Raw genomic sequence first — 17077 nt, 5'->3', positions numbered from 1 at the left:
TCTCCCCAATCTAACTTATCTTTCTAAAATCACTCTCAAACAAGAAAGGACAGGCATTCTAATCGAATACCCGCCCCAACAATTGACAAAGAGCCCAAAAAAAAGTCCTTGAAAAGTAGCATTTCCAAGGACTTTCTTGGTGCACCTGACACGATTCGAACGTGCGACACACGGTTTAGGAAACCGTTGCTCTATCCTGCTGAGCTACAGGTGCATATTCTATTTTGATTATAGTACCATCGTTTTTTTTTGTCAACTGCAAAAAAATAGGGGTAATCCCCTATACTACCTTTTTATTCTGATATTTTTTCTGATATATTACTATATACTCATCTAATTCTTGGCTTATTTTTACTATTTCTTCTTTTGTTGCATAGTCATTTTCTCTTAGTTTTCTCTCCAACAACTCCTTTAGTTTATCAATTTTTATCCGCAAGTTCTTCATACCGACTCAACTCCTTTTTTTTAAAGAGTCGGCCTCTTTAAAAGTATTTATTTTATTGTTATTTTAATTATACGCATTTTTGTATATTTTTTCAATATATCCAAAATATTTTAATTACTAAATTTATTTCATTAATTATGAAATTTATCCTTCATTTTTTTGATATTATAGATAATTTATTGTATAATATATATATCATATAAAAAGGAGTGGGGAATGTGCGAGTTAACATAACCGAAACAATACTTAGGGATGCCAATCAATCTTTAATTGCAACAAGACTTCCTTATAAAGAATTTGAGGCTGCACTTGAACTATTAGATTCTGCAGGATATTATTCTTTAGAGGCTTGGGGTGGTGCAACTTTTGATTCCTGCCTTAGATTCCTAAACGAAGACCCTTGGGAAAGACTAAGAAATATAAGAAAGAGAGTCAAAAATACAAAGCTCCAAATGCTTCTTCGTGGACAAAATCTTTTAGGATATAAACACTATCCAGATGACGTTGTTAGAGAATTTGTTAAAAGGTCTATACATAACGGTATAGATATAATAAGAATATTCGACGCACTTAATGATTTTAGAAACATCGAGGTTTGTGTAGATGAAGTAATAAAACAAGGTGGACACGCACAGGGAACAATAGCCTACACTATAAGCCCAATCCATAACACAGAAAACTACATAAAACTTGCAAAGGAATTAGAATCAATGGGGGTTCATTCTATATGCATTAAGGATATGGCAGGAATAATGGGTCCAAAGGATGCCTATGAGCTTGTATCTGCTCTTAAAAAGACTGTTAACCTACCTATTGTACTTCATACCCACAGCACAACAGGCCTTGCACCAATGACTTACCTTAAGGCTGTTGAGGCTGGTGTTGACTGTATAGATACTGCAATTAGCTCCTTTTCTGGTGGAACAAGCCAGCCTGCAACCGAATCAATCCACTATGCTCTAAAGGAGCTTGGATACGAAACAGGACTTAATGAAAAAACATTAAAGAAAATAAACGACCACTTTAAAAAGGTTAAAGATAAATATGTAGAATCAGGACAGCTAAACCCATTTGTACTTGGAACAGATACTGATGCACTTGTTTATCAGGTACCTGGAGGGATGCTATCAAACCTTATATCACAACTTAAAGAACAAAGGGCACTTCATAAGCTTGATGAAGTTCTTTCAGAAGTTCCAAGAGTGCGTGAAGATTTAGGTTATCCACCACTTGTTACTCCAATGAGTCAAATGGTAGGAACGCAGGCTGCCCTTAATGTTCTTCAAGGAGAAAGGTATAAGATAGTTTTAAAGGAAGTTAAGGCATATATAAAGGGTGAGTATGGAAAGGCACCAGGTACAATAAATGAAGAATTAATAAAAAAGGTATTAGGCGATGAAAAACCACTAACAATAAGATTTGCAGATACGCTTGAACCTGTATTTGAAAAGACAAAGGAAAAAATAAAGGAATTTGCAAAGACGGATGAAGATGTTTTATCATACCTTCTCTTCCCTCAGGTTGCAGAAAAGTTCTTAAGAGAAAAATACTCTGACAAACCAAAGGAAAGAACAATCTCCTTCACAATTGAAGCAGTATAAAGGTGGCAAAATTGCCACCTTCTATATTAAATCTACATATTGTGCATAAACCCATCCATCATCTATCCTATACCATCCATCCTCAACCGAATAAATCTTTATCTCTTCTTTATATTTTAAAACTCTCACAATAGGAAATTTTGTAGATGGGCCTTTTCTTACATTTAATCCTTTCTTAGCATTTACTCTTCCATTCTTATATTCAACTATATTAATTCCTACAGCTTCACCGATACCCTTTGCAATACACAGGGCTATTTTCCTTTGTTTTTTTTCATCTGCAAGTATTTTCTCTTCATTAGGATTACTAATAAATGCTATTTCAACCAAACAAGCAGGCATTTTAGTATATTTTAAAACATAAAACCTTGCTGTTTTTACTCCTCTATTTCTAAATCCCATTGTTGTTACAATTTGATTTAAAATTTTTTCTGCCATACCTTTTGCCCTGCTCATATCGTTATAAATAAACACTTCACTACCATTTGCACTTCTATTTTCAGCTGCATTACAATGTATGCTTATAAAATAATCTGCCCCACTTTTATTTGCAATTTTTACTCTTCTTGATAAACTTTCATTACTATTGTTTCCAAGCCTTGTATCGGTTGTTCTTGTATAAACAACTTCTATTCCATTTAACTTTAATATGTCTCCTAAAAATAGGGCTACATTTAAATTAACATCCTTTTCCCTTAAATAAGTTGGCCCTACAGCACCAGTATCTCCTCCACCGTGACCTGCATCAATGCATATTTTCATACTAATCCCCCCTTATATAATATATTCATTTTATAAATAGTTGTACTTATAAAAAATAACATAATATTTTTTAACTTAAATTAAGAAAATATTCCTTATAAAACTTTGTATATACAAGTTTTATATAAAAATATCTTCGCAAACTAATATTTAATATGTAATAATGATTGACTCCTACTTTTAAAAGGCAGCAACTTCTGTAGTTAATTTTTCTATAAAAAAGGGAGCATCCGAAGATACTCCCTTTTTTTGTTTTTAGGTTATTACTTACCAGCAAGATTTCTCTCGTAAGCCTCAACCATCTTCTTAACCATGTAGCCACCTACTGTTCCACATTCCTTAGAAGTCATATTTCCCCAGTAACCTCCATCTGGAACCTTAACACCTACTTCATTAGCTACTTCATATTTGAATTGGTTAAGTGCTTTCTTTGCTTCTGGTATAACCTTTTGATTTTTACCTGTTGTATTCATTCTTTTCACCTCCTGTTTTGTTCTGTTACTATTAATTTAACCAAAAAGCACTTATATATTCAGGAAATTAGGTGAATCTTTGTATGTTTATATTCAAAAATACTTTTTTTGTTAAGTAAAAATAACTTTTAAATATTCAGAATATTATTTATTTTAACCTTTATATGGTACTATAATTTAATTAATAGGGTCTTTATTTAATTAATTAAATTGGAGGGGTTTATATGGCAACAAAGAAAATAGCTATTTTAACAGGCGGTGGGGATTGTCCTGGTCTTAACGCTGTAATTCGAGCAGTAACAAGAACAGCTATTTTAAAGTATGGATATGAGGTTATTGGGTATAAATATGGTTATAGGGGACTTTACAAAAATGATTTTATTCCATTAACATTAGATACTGTTTCAGGAATACTACATAAGGGTGGAACCATTCTTTATAGTTCAAATAAGGACAACTTGTTTGATTATGCTGTTGAAGAAAATGGTAAGATAGTAAAGAAAGATGTTTCAGACGTTGCAGTTGAAAATCTAAAGAAGGAAAATGTAGATGTGCTTGTTGTAATAGGTGGAGATGGGACACTAACAAGTGCACGCGACTTTGCAAGAAAGGGAGTTAAGGTTATTGGTATACCAAAAACAATAGACAATGACCTATATTCAACAGATTTAACCTTTGGTTTCTATTCAGCTATTGATGTCGCAACAGACGCACTTGATAGACTTCATACAACAGCAGAATCACACCACAGAATAATGATTCTTGAGGTAATGGGTAGAAATGCAGGTTGGATTGCTCTATATTCTGGCATTGCTGGTTCTGCAGATGTTATTTTAATACCAGAAATACCCTACAGCATTGAAAAGGTGGTTGAAAAGGTTGAACAGAGAAAGGCACAAGGAAAGCCCTTTAGCATTATAGTTATTGCAGAGGGTGCAAAACCAAAGGATGGAAGTGTAGTAATTAGCAAAATAGTAGAAGACAGCCCAGATCCAGTAAGACTTGGAGGTATTGGAAATAAGCTTGCAAGCGATTTAGAGAAACTAATAAAGAGTAATGAAATAAGATGTACTGTACTTGGACATATTCAAAGAGGTGGAAATACTTCAACTTTTGATAGAATACTTTCAACAAGATATGGAGTTGCAGCGGTTGAACTTATACATCAAGAGAAGTTTGGAAATATGGTATGCCTAAAGGGTAATACTATTACATATGATTCTCTTGAAAATGTAATTGGTAAGACTAAAAATGTTGATCCAAATAGCGAACTTGTTCAAGTTGCACGTTCAATAGGAATAAGCTTTGGAGATTAATATTTAAGCCCCATGAAGGATTCCTTAGGCATCCGTTCATTTCGCTAATCAATTCTAAGCTTTTCTTTGTTTGAAAAAGTCCTACCCTCGCGATGCCATCGTCCTGATGCCCGCTCGGCTCGGCACCTCCTGTGCCGAATTACGAACTTTTTCAAAGTCGAAAAGCCAAGAATTGCTAAAGCTTATGAAAAAGTCAAATAAAATCCTTCATGGGGCTTTTTCATAATTTAGCTAACAAATAGATTTGTCAATTATCTGAGCCCCATTAATGGGGCTTATTTATATACCTAATATCATAGTAGCACAAGTAAAATATACTATTAATGCAACAGCATCTACTATTGTTGTGATAAGAGGGCTTGCCATAATAGCTGGGTCAAGCTTTAATCTTCTTGCAATTATAGGAAGAACTCCTCCTACAATTTTAGCAAGCATAATTGTGATAAATAATGTTATTGTTACAGTAAGTGAAATTTTAAAGTTAATCTTCTCTATGAAATAAATTCTTAAAAAGTTAATTACAGAAAGTACAGTACCAACTATAAATGATACCTTAAATTCCTTAAATATAACTTTAAAGAAGTCCTTTGTTTTAATCTCATCAAGTGCAAGTCCTCTTATCACAAGCGTTGAGGATTGAGCACCTGAATTTCCACCTGTATCCATTAGCATTGGTATAAAGGCTGCTAAGATTGCAACTGATTGAAGAACTTCTTCATATCTTTGAATTATTCTACCTGTAAAGGTTGCCGAAACCATAAGAATTAAAAGCCAAGCGATTCTATTTTTAGCAAGGGTAAATACGCTTGCATCAAGATATTCAATATCAGTTGGCTCCATACCTGCCATCTTTTGAAAATCCTCTGTGTTCTCCTGCTCAATAACATCTACAATATCGTCAATTGTTATAATTCCAACCAATCTTTCCTCTTTATCTAAAACTGGAATTGCTATAAGGTCGTACTTTTTAAATAGGCTTGCTACCATCTCTTGGTCATCGTGGGTATGAACATATATAACGTCTGTATTCATAATATGTTCTATTTTTTTGTCTTCATCACAAGTCACAAGCTTTCTTAGGGATATTATACCCTCAAGCTTTCTACTGCTATCTATAACGTAGCAGGTATATATAGTTTCCTTCTCAATTCCTGTTTCTTTTATATGCTTTATTGCCTCTGCTACTGTCATATCCTTCCTTAAGTCAACATACTCTATAGTCATAAGACTTCCAGCAGAGTTATCAGGATAGTTTAAAAACTGATTAATTAGAGCTCTTTCCTCTTCCTTTGTATTTTTTAAAATCTTCTTTACTACATAGGCTGGCATCTCTTCAATAAAGTCAATCATATCGTCAAAGTACAACTCATTCATTATATGCTCTATTTCTTTATCTGTAATTGAATTTATTATATTCATCTGTTGTTCATTTGAAAGATATGAGAATACATCAACAGCCATATCCTTTGGAAGAAGTCTAAATAATATAACCGCTTCACTGGTATCCACTTCTTCTATTATATCGGCTATATTTACTTCGTTTAACTCAATTAGTTCATTTCTTAATTCCTTATAATTTTTATTTTTCAGTAGCTCTAAAATTCTTTCATTCATTCTGACCCCTCCTTTTAGAAGAGCCAATATCCAAAGTGATGAATATGGCTCTTTATTATTAAGTTTTTATACTCCGGAACAGGACTACCAGAATCCATACCCATCACTCCCTTCTTTCTTAAAATAAAAAATCTCTACTCAACAGTAGAGAAATATACATTTCTTTATTGTTGAGCTTTAGCACTACAAAGCGTAGACTCTGCGTCAGCTACATTAGAAATAACCTTCACGATTATTTCTGTTAACCCATTGGAATCTCTCGATTTTTCTGGGCAGTAGCATTTTTCTTTGTAGGAGCCTCACCTAACAACATATTTATTTTTCACCACAATATATTATATTACACTTTCTCAAATAATGATAGTTTTTTATCAAAAATTAACTTAATTATTTACCATACATCTTAACCAATTCTATTATATTAGCAATGAATTTACTAATCAATGGGAGATTTAAAACTACTATTCTTTGCAGTATATATACAACTATAGCTGCAAGTACGGTAAATCCAAATGCCATTCCTAATCCTCTTGCAACCCCAACTAAAAAATTATACCAAAGTACCCTTTTTAAACTCTTCTTTTCAACAATAAAATCAACACAATTCAAATTGCACATTAATTTATTAATCTCTTTATTAGGCTTATTTGTACTTATTTGTCCATTCAATATATCACCGCCAAATTATTCCTATATGTATTATAATATATATAGGAATAAAAAGTAAACATAAGGTATCCATTACCTTATGTTTACTTTTAAAACTATTCTTCCAAACCAACTTCAGCCTCTATTTCTATCTCTTCAACAGGTTTTCCAACAAATCTTACCATCATAAAGCAAGCAAATACTCCAAGTAGAAGTGAAACTACAACTGGTATACCTAATGCAACTGGTAAGTAACCGCATACAATTGTTACAACTCCAATTGTTACTGCATAGTATAGCTGTGTCTTAATATGGTGTAGGTGGTCACACATTGAACCCATTGAGGATAAAATCGTTGTATCTGATATAGGTGAACAGTGATCACCAAAGATTGCACCTGTTAAAACAGCACCTATGCTCATTGTTATAAAGTTTGCATCAGGTGACATTGAGTGCGCAAGTGGAATAACAAGAGGCATTAATATTCCCATTGTTCCATAGGATGTACCTGTTGCAAAGGATATAACTGAACCTAAAACAAATATTAAACTTGGAAGTAAAAACTTTGGTAGCGTTCCTGATAGAACCCCTGCTAAATATTTTGCAGTACCAAGTTCCTTAATTGTTCCAGATAGTGACCAAGCAAGAAGTAGTATTGCACCAGTAATTACAAGTGACTTTACTCCCTCAAGCCAAGTATCAATTGCTTCTCCTACTGTCATTATCCTTTGTGATACAGCCATTATAATTGCTATTATACTTGCTAAAAGAGCTGATTGGAAAAGTACAACGCTGGCATCTGATGCACCAAATATTTCTCTTATTGAGTTAAAGGATAGTGGTGCATTCTTAATAACCTCAATTAACTCCTTATCTTCTCCCGCCATTATGCTTGTATATCCACTGTAGTAAAATCCTAAAAATGCAAACACAATTAGTGCACCTATTGGAACTATTGCGTTCCATATACTTAATTTAATTCCTTCCTTTGGTTCAATGTTTGAAGCCTCATTTGATACCATTGGCTTTGCATCATCTGCAATTACCTTTCCAAGTATCCTTGCTCTTCTCTCTGCCTCAAGCATTGGCCCAAATTCACGTGCTAAAACTGCTGTTAGAACTATGAATATAAGTATGAATATGTTGTAGAATCTATAAGGTATTGTAGAAACAAACATTCCATAGGCATTTACATCTTGTCCAATTTGAGCATATCCATCCTTTATTAAGCTTATCTCATATCCAACCCAAGTGGATATAAGTGCAATTCCTGCAATAGGTGCAGCCGTAGCGTCTATTATAAATGACAACTTTTCCCTTGATATCTTCATCTTATCAGCAACTGGTCTCATTATTGGCCCTACAATTAAAGAATTTGCATAGTCATCAAAGAAAACAAGAATTCCAAGAAGCCAAGTTATAAGCTGTGCACTCTTTGCAGACCTTGCCCTCTTTGACAGTGACTCTGCTATTGCCTTTGCACCACCCATTTTAGATACAACTGCAATAAGGCCTCCTATCGCAAGACATTGAAGTATTACTCCTGCATTCCAAGTATCTGATAGGGATGCAAGTATCTTATCTACTAATCCTAAAAACGCATAGAAGAAACTTAAAATAAAACCGTGGGAAGTTAAACTTAAAAGAAATGTACCTGTAAGTACTCCTACGAACAGGGATAAAAGAACATTTTTAGTTCTGAATGCTAATAAAATAGCGACAAGTGGTGGTAAAAGTGTTAAAAATCCTGGCATAAAAAAACTCCTCCTTTAATTTAATAATTTTTCGGAGGAGAGTCCATCAAAGCAAAAGACACCAAAGGTACAAAAACACGTACCCTGCCCTTGCATGATAGCTCTCCACAAACTATGCGTTTGTGACAGTTCTGCATATATTCTATGCAGCCCCAGCCATAGAGTCTTAAAGCATCAACTCTACGCTTCGGCGGTGGCTCCTTTCCTATACCCTCATCGTGCTTACCTCAGATATAGTACTCTTAGACACCGCACCTCTATCATGGTCAACGCATATTCAATTTTTATTTAAGTTATATTTTGCAATAAAGTTAATTGTTTGTCAAGCCTTTTTTATAAATTTTTTGCAATTTGTGCCGCAAGCTTTGCATTGTTAAATACCAGTTGAATATTAGACTCAAGGCTCTTTCCACCTGTAATATCCTTAACCTTTGCAAGTAAAAATGGAGTTGATTCCTTTCCCTTTATTCCCTTATCCTCCGCTTCCTTTAGTGCATCCTCTATTGCCCTATTTATTGTGTCATAATCCATTTCATATTCCTCTGGTATTGGATTTGCAATAACTGCACCACCTTTTAGGTTAAGTTCCCATTTTACCTTTAACATCTTTGCAATTTCCTCTGGAGTATCCAATCTATAATCAACCTTAAATCCACTCTTTCTTGTATAGAAGGCAGGAAGCTCCTCTGTCTTATATCCTACAACTGGAACACCAAAGGTTTCAAGATATTCTAAAGTTAATCCTAAATCAAGTATTGATTTTGCACCTGCACAAACAACTGCAACATTTGTATTTGCAAGCTCTTGAAGGTCTGCTGAAATATCAAAGGTCTCCTGGGCACCTCTGTGAACTCCACCTATTCCTCCTGTTGCAAAGACACGAATTCCTGCAAGGGATGCTATAATCATTGTTGATGCAACAGTTGTCGCTCCATCAATTCCCTTTGCAACTATATATGGAATATCGCGTCTACTTACCTTTACTATCTCTCTGCCTTTTTTACCAAGGTATTCTATTTCATCACGAGTTAAACCCGCCTTTAACTTTCCACCTATTATTGCAATAGTCGCAGGAACTGCCCCATTTTGTCTAACTATCTCTTCAACCTTAAGTGCAGTTTCAACATTTTGTGGATATGGCATACCGTGTGATATTATTGTAGATTCAAGTGCCACAACAGGTCTTCCATTTTCGAGTGCCTCTTTAACCTCCTGTGAAATTACTAAATAATCCTTTAGCATAATCCCATCTCCTTTGCCTTTGTATTTACATTTTGTATAGTCATTTTGTTTGAAATAGTATCCTTTGAGGATAGAGCAATTGCTGCTGCTGCCATTGCAAATTTTGCTGAAGCCTCCATTGAATAGTCGTTTATATAGCTGAAAACAAGTCCTGCCAAAAAGGCATCTCCAGCACCTGTTGCATTTACAACATAAACCTTTGGCATATCTATTTTAAATATTCCTCTACTATCTCCAAATACAACTCCATCTTCACCAAGACTTAAAAATACCCTCTGTACTCCCTTATTCAAAAGAACCTCACAGGCCTTTTTTGCATTATCCACATTATCAACATAAATTCCTGTTAAAACTTCAGCCTCGTATCTATTTGGCTTTATTGTATGAAACTTTCCTATGAAATCCTTTACCTTTTGTGCCTTTTTTGTAGATACTGTGTCTAAAAACAAAACAACATCCTCAAGTTCTGCTATAACTTCAAGTGTTTCTTTAGGTATGTTTGTATCCACAACACATACTTTAGAACTCTCTATTATCTTCTTCTTTGATTTTATAAAATCTACACCTATTCTGTCGCATATATCCATACAAGAGAGTGCAACTGCCATATCTCCATCTTCATCTAATATAGAAAGATATGTTGAAGTATTATCATCAGAGACAACTAAGCTGTGACTCATATCTATGCCTATATTTTTAGAATGCTCAAGTATTTTTCTACCATACATATCATCCCCAATAGCAGTTATGAGCTTTACATTCACATTAAGCCTTGCAAGGTTTTCTGCTATGTTTCTTCCAACACCACCTAAGGACATATTTAAAATACCTATATTCGAATCTTTGTACCTTAGTTTTTCCTTTGGGAAACCTTGTATATCTACATTTGCCCCACCAATAACCAAAACATACTCATCAAGGTTTATAATATAACCTTTTCCTAAAATATATCCCTTTTTCATCAGGTTTGTTATATGAACAGCAACCGATGCCCTTGCTATATTAAGCTTTGAGGCTATTTCCTCTTGGGTTATAAAAGGGTTCTTCTTAATAAGTTCAAGTATTTCTCTTTCTCTATTTGTCATATAATCACCTAAACTTTTGCTTAATTTATAATCATATGTTTATTCTATCATTAACCTATTTAAAATACAATAAACATTTAAAAAATTATATTTATTCAGGCTGATGAAAAAGTTATATATTGATTAGCTCCATGAAGGATTTCTTAGGCATCACTTCATGGAGCTAATCAATTCTAAGCTTTTCTTTGTTTGAAAACCTAAGAATTGCTAAAGCTCATGAAAGAGCCTATTGAAATCCTTTAATGGGGCTTTTTCATACTTTAGCTAACAATTGGGTTTGTCAACAATCTGAAAAAAATTATATTTATTCTTTATATTTATTTGTATAAATTAAAACAATAAATACAATAATAGCCATACCAAGGCATACATAGGCAAAAAATATATTTTTATAAATAATTTTTTCATTTTCGATATAGTAAGTTTTTACTGTTCCCATAGAATTTATTACACAGACATTTCCCTTTAATCTTTCAACCAAATCAAAATCACTTAGATACTTTGATATATTCTTAATTCCTTCTCTTCCATCAGCTTCTAATGTTAAAATAAATTTATCTTTAGCAAAAACTCCATATATTAGCTCAATTACACTATCCCCTTCATTTAGTACAATATTCTCTTTTGCCTTATACCTTCTATCCTTTTTTTCAACATACAAATTATCCTGTAGTTCCTTTAAGTTCAATCCATAAATTAAATTGTTTTTTGATTTATCAACAAACAAGCTAACACTTAATCCCTCTAATGTTTTAATGCTGTGTCCTAAAAAGGCAAATATATTTGACAAATTACTTAAATCTTCACCATCTAAACTGGTTGGAATAACAACATTCAAGTCATTAAACTCTCCATCCTCAATAAGGGGGGCAGGATAAAACAAAAGGTCTCTTCTTTTTTCAATCTTTGTTGGTTTGTATATAACAGAATCGTTTAAAACAACAGCAAATGGATTATTAAGATATGCTGTATTTATTATATCTTTAGGAACAAGATTAAACTTCAGCTTAAGTTTGACGTTTCCACTTTGTGCTACATCCTTCAAACTTAGTCTTATACTATCCCCTCTACTTTTTTCTAAAGATAAAGCCTTATCTAAATATGGAATATCATTTACATAAATACAAAGAGACGATTTTTTAAAATCTATTAAGTTAGAATATCTTAAATTAAATTGAACAAAGGCCTCCTCCTTCAAACTCCTATCCTTTGGTATTTCTATAAAAAAATCAACCTCATTATCTATGCCGTTTAAAACTATATCTTTATAACCTAAATCCTTTAGAGTCACTCTATCCTGATATATCTCTCTATTTTTTTGTTTATATTCACCTACATAAAATGTATTACCATATACTCCCTTTAAAAAATCTATATCGCCTAACGCCTTAGCTGCAAATATAAGTTTTTTACTATCGAAGGAGGTTATTATTAAAACATTTCTACCCTCCTTATAGGGAGATTTTATAAGCTTAACTAAAGCATTATTTGACATTTTGCTTCTATCTTCACTATCTATATACTTCTTTAGCTTTTCATCTAAATCAAAATAGGTCGATATAACAATTATATTTTTATCCACATCATCCACATTAAAATCCTTAATATGCTCTACCCTTAAATTTAAATTAGAATATGCAGCATATCTTCCAAATACTGCTGATAGATAAAAAAGTGCAAGATAAGAATCTAAGTCTTCCCCTGTTAAGATAACTGTGTTAAAACCATCATCATTTCCCATTTTTAAAAAGGGATAAGGAAAATTACTTACCCTTATATTTTCCATATTCTCTTCATATTCGATATGAACATAACTATCATCCTGAATCTCAATCCAATTTCCTATGTTTATATCTTCATAGTAATCTTCACCATCTATCATTTTAAAGGCAGAAATTTTAAGAGAATTAAAACCTACTTTTATTTTTTCCCTTTTTAAAAAGAAGGCTGTTTGTATATTTTTTTTACCATAAATCTTAACACTTCCAACAGGAGAACCATTTAAATATACAGACAGCATAGAATTTTTATATTTTATTGCTTCACTTATATTTATATTTAAATAGACATAACTTTCATCCTTTAAAATCCAATTTTCATCAACAAAAAAATTAAAATCATAATAACTTCTAACACCTCTAAGTTCTATATTGTCGTTTAATTTGAAGTTTTTTATTCCTATATCCTCAGCATATATATTCTTAGAACAGACTAAAAAAAGTATAATAAAAATCTTAAGTATCCTCTTCATCTTATCCCCCCTAAAATCTTTCTGTCTTATACCACCTGTGTTCCCTATTTAAAACCCTATCCTTTAAGTAGGAGTAGACACCCATCATAGAAACAACACCCCAAAGCTTACAATAGGTAAAATACATCAAAAATATTAATATAACATTTTTAAAGCTAAATTCTTCCTTCTCAAGGGATAGAGAAATAGCAACTTCAAGTATGAACATAATATATGATAAAAACCAAATTAAAACCAAGTTTCCATAAATACCAACCCTTAAATTAGTAAAACAACCAAGAATAAAAACGCAGTCAGAGATTAATGTTGATAGTAGAAAAACAAAGTAAACTAATGTAAAGTAGATAACATCTATATATGCACTACTTTTTATCAAACTTCTATCAAATAAATATTTAAATAAAACATATACATTACCCTTAACCCACCTTTTCCTTTGCTTAAACCAAACTCTTAAATTTTCTGGTTCCTGTTCAAAGGTTACTGCCTGTGGAACAAACTTTATTTTATATCCCATCCTGTATATCCTTATGCTAACCTCTGTGTCCTCTGCAATTGCCCTATCATCCCATCCACCAACTTTATCAAGTATCTCCTTCCTTACTAAAAAATTTGTTCCTGGTATTGTACATAAGTTAAAAAGTCTCCATCTCCCTCCCTGTGCCATCCATTGAAAACTAAGCCCCTCTATATTTATAAACCTTGTTAATAGATTTTTATTTTTATTTATTGTCCTAAACTTACCTATAACAGCACCTAAGTTACTATCCTTTTTAAGTTCACAAACAAGATTGTATAGTGCTTGTCTATCTGGTCTATTATCGGCATCATATACTGCAATATACTCACCTTTTGCATATTTAAGCCCAATGTTTAGTGCATTTGCCTTACCCCTTCCTCCTGTGTTTATATCAGTTTTTATAATCCTAAGCCTCTCTTTAAAATCCTCCTTCAACCCTTCTAAAATATACCCTGTATTATCTACTGATAAATCATCAATCACAATAAGCTCAAACTTATCAATAGGATAGTTAAAATTCATTATGCTCCTTACAGTCTCTTCAATTACCTTCTCCTCATTATGGGCTGGAACCAAAATAGATACAAAGGGTAAATCATCTAATAAAAAACTTCTTTTACTTGATTCAACATAGTATAGATAACCAAAATAGGTTAGTATTCCTCCTATGATGAGCATTAGCCATATAGAATAAAGGGAGAACAAGAACAAATTATCATAAATCACCATCCCCTCTCCCTCCTTAAACAAATGGAATGAATTAATATAGCCACCATTCCTGTTACTAATAGAATAAATAGACAAAGAACAGACCTTTGTATATCATAAAAACTTAATTTTATATCTATCCTCTTGTGATAGTCATAATCTATTTTCCCATCTCTACTTTTTATATAGATATCCTTTAAAATTACAGAGTTTTCCTCTTGTTTTAGGTCATAAAAAGAGTATCCCCTGTTCCTTAACTCTCCTATTATTTTCTTTAGATAATCAATATCCACAAACGTATGAAAATAAAAGCCTCCAAAATAGTCTCTAACTACGGAAGTTCTATCTATATTTTTTAATATTTCATTTATGTTGTCTGAATAGACATAGCCTAAGTTTTCAGGTATAAGCTTATTTATAAACTCAATATCGTTTATTCTAAAGGGATATGATGTTGTACAGAAAGAATACTCTGATGTTTGTATATGACCTACATAAGTTGAAAAGTGCTCCTTTAAAAACTCATATCCATCTCTATTTATTGCATAGTGGGGTGCCTCAAAGGCAAGAGGATAAAGTCCACATTTTAAACATTCTAAAAGTGAACTATATACTCTATCCTCCATATACTTATCCATATCATCAGATGGTGGCCTATTATTTTTAATATCCCAAAATTCATAACCCTCTCCCGTTTTTTCATCCCTTATTTGATGAGTATATCCGTGAAGTACTATTGTGGCTCCATTTTGTTGCATATATCTTAGAGTCTCTACAAGCTCCCTATTATCGGATATCCTATATATCCTTCCATTTTCCTTATAGGCAGGTATTAGGGCTATCATATAGGGTATACCTTCAGACTTTAGATAGTCTCCTATACTCCTCAATCTTTTTACATCAACCTTAGCGTGAACATCCTCTATCCTTACAAAAACCTTTTTTTCCTGCCTATGTTCTTTTTTTAAAACATCGTGAAGAACGTCACAAAGTATATAAAAGGTTGTTCCCTCTGAATCATATCTTGTAACCACCCACCTGTTGTTGTATTTAAATATATATGGTATTTGTTTTTTACCATCAGTAAAATAGCTAACAACTTGTCCATTTTTTACATCATAGGAATCAACAAAATTATTATCCGAAATACCAAATTTTCTATTAAATGAAAACCCAAAATCCCCATAATATACATCAACTGCATTATAATTTTTTCCTAAAAATATATTTTTACCAAACTCCTCCCTTTGAAAAACCTCCTTAAAGCCTGTTCCAATTAAAACTGTTGTTCCCCTATAACTTATCAAATCCTCTAAAACCCTACTTGAAAGTTCCTTTTCATCTAATCCAAGTACAAAAACACAATTAAAATCCTTTAAATATCCCTCCTGATAGCACTTCTCTGAAACCTCATAAACATCAACATCAAAATGACCTAATGCAAGTTTAAAGGCTAACACCTCATCGTTGTCATAGCCAAATTTATATCTTGTATCGTACACTATAAGCACCCTATCCCTTTTATCCTCTGCACAGGCTCTTCCAATCATAAAGCATATGATTGCTAATAAACTAATTATTATCTTCTTTAACAATATAGCATCCCCCCATCCTTAGAGCCAAAAGTGCATTTAAATTATCAAAGGAGTGGACATATAGGTTTGATTCATTTCCAAATGCACCATATATGGGAGATAATCTATTTTTACATTGTAATTTAAGCATTCTGTTTATTAGCATATTATATAAATCAATATCCCTATAATATAAAGCAACCCTTGCTAAAGTCGCATAAATTGCTGTGGATTCTATCCTTGAGGCTGGCTTTAAATCTTTTATGTAATACTCTGAATAAACTGCACCCTTTTTTTCTATTTCATTTTTGATAAACTTAATAAAGTCCATATAAAAAATGTTGTCCTCTGCCAAGTGTTCAATTACTATTGCATTTTGAAGCATATCAACCTTATACTCACTTGAATATTGTTTTGTTCTTAAATTATATCTATTTCTAAAAAAGGGAGTGCCCTCTATCTTCCCATTTTCTAAAACCCATTTTGAGTTTTCATATATGCTTTTAAAACTTAGCTCGTAATTGCTAATAAGATTTATTGTGTATAAATCTATATAGGATAAAGTAATAGTTCCTGACTTTGTATATCCATCATAATAGTCTACTAAAAAGCCATTTCTACATTCATATTTTTTAACAGAGGCTATAATCCTTTTAGCAAGATTGAAGTACTCTCTATTACCAAAAACACTATACCCTATTAAAAGTGCCCTTATAATTCTTAAATCATCTATTGAAGCAGATGACGAATATTGATAATCCTCACCAACCCGCCAAGATACCAAATTATTTTTAAGCATCATTTTATCCATTACAAACTCATAATGCATCCTGTATCCTGCCTCATCCTTTATGTATAGATAATAGAGCATAATAAGTCCCTCAGATTCTGACAAAACATCCCTTGAACCAAACTCCATTTTATAGTTGGTAAATATACCTCCATATTCACTGATTAGTTTTTTCTCTACAAATTCCCTTAGTATTTTTTCATCAGGCGTCACACAAGGATAATCATACTCAAAATTTAACCTTTTACTATTCATATTCCCCTCCCACATTACAAGAAATATGAGAACTATAAC

General features: G+C 32.5%; 14 protein-coding genes, 1 tRNA gene and 2 riboswitches. Of the genes, 2 read left to right on the top strand and 13 right to left on the bottom strand.

The genetic code is table 11. The features are described from left to right. Positions 1 to 137 precede the first annotated feature (137 nt). A tRNA-Arg gene (locus JG776_RS08730) sits at positions 138 to 214 on the bottom strand. A gap of 66 nt (positions 215 to 280) precedes the next feature. Further along, positions 281 to 445 carry an aspartyl-phosphate phosphatase Spo0E family protein gene (locus JG776_RS08725; protein ID WP_291966654.1) on the bottom strand — a complete coding sequence of 55 codons (165 nt, stop codon included), beginning with the start codon at positions 443 to 445 and terminating at the stop codon, positions 281 to 283. A 218-nt stretch (positions 446 to 663) separates the two neighbouring features. Between JG776_RS08725 and JG776_RS08720 the strand changes: the two genes are divergently transcribed. Further along, positions 664 to 2046 carry an oxaloacetate decarboxylase subunit alpha gene (locus JG776_RS08720; RefSeq protein ID WP_291966651.1) on the top strand — a complete coding sequence of 461 codons (1383 nt, stop codon included), beginning with the start codon at positions 664 to 666 and terminating at the stop codon, positions 2044 to 2046. A 21-nt stretch (positions 2047 to 2067) separates the two neighbouring features. Here the strand turns inward: JG776_RS08720 and JG776_RS08715 are convergent, their stop codons facing one another. After that, positions 2068 to 2808, bottom strand: coding sequence for an N-acetylmuramoyl-L-alanine amidase (locus JG776_RS08715; RefSeq protein WP_291966649.1), 741 nt, complete (start codon positions 2806 to 2808; stop codon positions 2068 to 2070). Between the two features lie 263 nt (positions 2809 to 3071). Continuing rightward, positions 3072 to 3281, bottom strand: a complete 210-nt coding sequence (locus JG776_RS08710) for an alpha/beta-type small acid-soluble spore protein (RefSeq protein ID WP_291966647.1) — start codon at positions 3279 to 3281, stop codon at positions 3072 to 3074. A 224-nt stretch (positions 3282 to 3505) separates the two neighbouring features. Between JG776_RS08710 and JG776_RS08705 the strand changes: the two genes are divergently transcribed. After that, positions 3506 to 4597: a 6-phosphofructokinase gene (locus tag JG776_RS08705; protein WP_291966645.1), complete on the top strand. Its 1092-nt coding sequence runs from the start codon at positions 3506 to 3508 to the stop codon at positions 4595 to 4597. Between the two features lie 279 nt (positions 4598 to 4876). Here the strand turns inward: JG776_RS08705 and mgtE are convergent, their stop codons facing one another. From mgtE to JG776_RS08660, 9 genes are all read right to left on the bottom strand, one after another. Then, on the bottom strand, positions 4877 to 6211 hold the full coding sequence (mgtE, locus tag JG776_RS08700; RefSeq protein WP_291966643.1) for a magnesium transporter: 1335 nt from the start codon (positions 6209 to 6211) through the stop codon (positions 4877 to 4879). 155 nt (positions 6212 to 6366) lie between these two features. After that, positions 6367 to 6529, bottom strand: a riboswitch (M-box (ykoK) riboswitch). 69 nt (positions 6530 to 6598) lie between these two features. Next, complete coding sequence (locus JG776_RS08695) at positions 6599 to 6880, bottom strand: DUF5665 domain-containing protein (protein WP_291966641.1); 282 nt, start codon at positions 6878 to 6880, stop codon at positions 6599 to 6601. A 95-nt stretch (positions 6881 to 6975) separates the two neighbouring features. After that, positions 6976 to 8613, bottom strand: coding sequence for a Na+/H+ antiporter NhaC family protein (locus JG776_RS08690; protein WP_291966639.1), 1638 nt, complete (start codon positions 8611 to 8613; stop codon positions 6976 to 6978). Positions 8614 to 8703: 90 nt separating this feature from the next. Further along, positions 8704 to 8881, bottom strand: a riboswitch (Lysine riboswitch). A 65-nt stretch (positions 8882 to 8946) separates the two neighbouring features. Then, on the bottom strand, positions 8947 to 9855 hold the full coding sequence (locus tag JG776_RS08685) for a pseudouridine-5'-phosphate glycosidase (RefSeq protein WP_291966637.1): 909 nt from the start codon (positions 9853 to 9855) through the stop codon (positions 8947 to 8949). Then, positions 9849 to 10940: a PfkB family carbohydrate kinase gene (locus JG776_RS08680; RefSeq protein WP_291966635.1), complete on the bottom strand. Its 1092-nt coding sequence runs from the start codon at positions 10938 to 10940 to the stop codon at positions 9849 to 9851. The genes JG776_RS08685 and JG776_RS08680 overlap by 7 nt, the downstream gene beginning before the upstream one ends. A gap of 304 nt (positions 10941 to 11244) precedes the next feature. Then, on the bottom strand, positions 11245 to 13191 hold the full coding sequence (locus JG776_RS08675; protein WP_291966633.1) for a cellulose biosynthesis cyclic di-GMP-binding regulatory protein BcsB: 1947 nt from the start codon (positions 13189 to 13191) through the stop codon (positions 11245 to 11247). Between the two features lie 10 nt (positions 13192 to 13201). After that, positions 13202 to 14440, bottom strand: coding sequence for a glycosyltransferase family 2 protein (locus tag JG776_RS08670; protein WP_291966632.1), 1239 nt, complete (start codon positions 14438 to 14440; stop codon positions 13202 to 13204). Then, the gene (locus tag JG776_RS08665; protein WP_291966630.1) at positions 14434 to 16014 is read right to left on the bottom strand and encodes a polysaccharide deacetylase family protein; all 1581 of its coding nucleotides are present in this window, start codon (positions 16012 to 16014) and stop codon (positions 14434 to 14436) included. The genes JG776_RS08670 and JG776_RS08665 overlap by 7 nt, the downstream gene beginning before the upstream one ends. Continuing rightward, the gene (locus tag JG776_RS08660) at positions 15992 to 17038 is read right to left on the bottom strand and encodes a glycosyl hydrolase family 8 (RefSeq protein ID WP_291966628.1); all 1047 of its coding nucleotides are present in this window, start codon (positions 17036 to 17038) and stop codon (positions 15992 to 15994) included. The genes JG776_RS08665 and JG776_RS08660 overlap by 23 nt, the downstream gene beginning before the upstream one ends. Between the last annotated feature and the right edge of the window lie 39 nt (positions 17039 to 17077).

This window comes from Caloramator sp., assembly GCF_020054765.1.
Classification (GTDB): Bacteria; Bacillota; Clostridia; order Clostridiales; family Caloramatoraceae; genus Thermobrachium; species Thermobrachium proteoclasticum.
The sequence above is the reverse complement of the archived record's forward strand: the minus strand, read 5'-3'. Positions and strand labels throughout refer to the sequence as shown.

What these genes read in the sequence shown, in the direction of transcription:
- JG776_RS08725 (WP_291966654.1), bottom strand. Translation starts at nt 445, where the DNA reads ATGAAGAACTTGCGGATAAAAATTGATAAACTAAAGGAGTTGTTGGAG.
- JG776_RS08715 (WP_291966649.1), bottom strand. Translation starts at nt 2,808, where the DNA reads ATGAAAATATGCATTGATGCAGGTCACGGTGGAGGAGATACTGGTGCT.
- JG776_RS08710 (WP_291966647.1), bottom strand. Translation starts at nt 3,281, where the DNA reads ATGAATACAACAGGTAAAAATCAAAAGGTTATACCAGAAGCAAAGAAA.
- JG776_RS08705 (WP_291966645.1), top strand. Translation starts at nt 3,506, where the DNA reads ATGGCAACAAAGAAAATAGCTATTTTAACAGGCGGTGGGGATTGTCCT.
- mgtE (WP_291966643.1), bottom strand. Translation starts at nt 6,211, where the DNA reads ATGAATGAAAGAATTTTAGAGCTACTGAAAAATAAAAATTATAAGGAA.
- JG776_RS08690 (WP_291966639.1), bottom strand. Translation starts at nt 8,613, where the DNA reads ATGCCAGGATTTTTAACACTTTTACCACCACTTGTCGCTATTTTATTA.
- JG776_RS08685 (WP_291966637.1), bottom strand. Translation starts at nt 9,855, where the DNA reads ATGCTAAAGGATTATTTAGTAATTTCACAGGAGGTTAAAGAGGCACTC.
- JG776_RS08680 (WP_291966635.1), bottom strand. Translation starts at nt 10,940, where the DNA reads ATGACAAATAGAGAAAGAGAAATACTTGAACTTATTAAGAAGAACCCT.
- JG776_RS08675 (WP_291966633.1), bottom strand. Translation starts at nt 13,191, where the DNA reads ATGAAGAGGATACTTAAGATTTTTATTATACTTTTTTTAGTCTGTTCT.
- JG776_RS08670 (WP_291966632.1), bottom strand. Translation starts at nt 14,440, where the DNA reads ATGGTGATTTATGATAATTTGTTCTTGTTCTCCCTTTATTCTATATGG.
- JG776_RS08660 (WP_291966628.1), bottom strand. Translation starts at nt 17,038, where the DNA reads ATGAATAGTAAAAGGTTAAATTTTGAGTATGATTATCCTTGTGTGACG.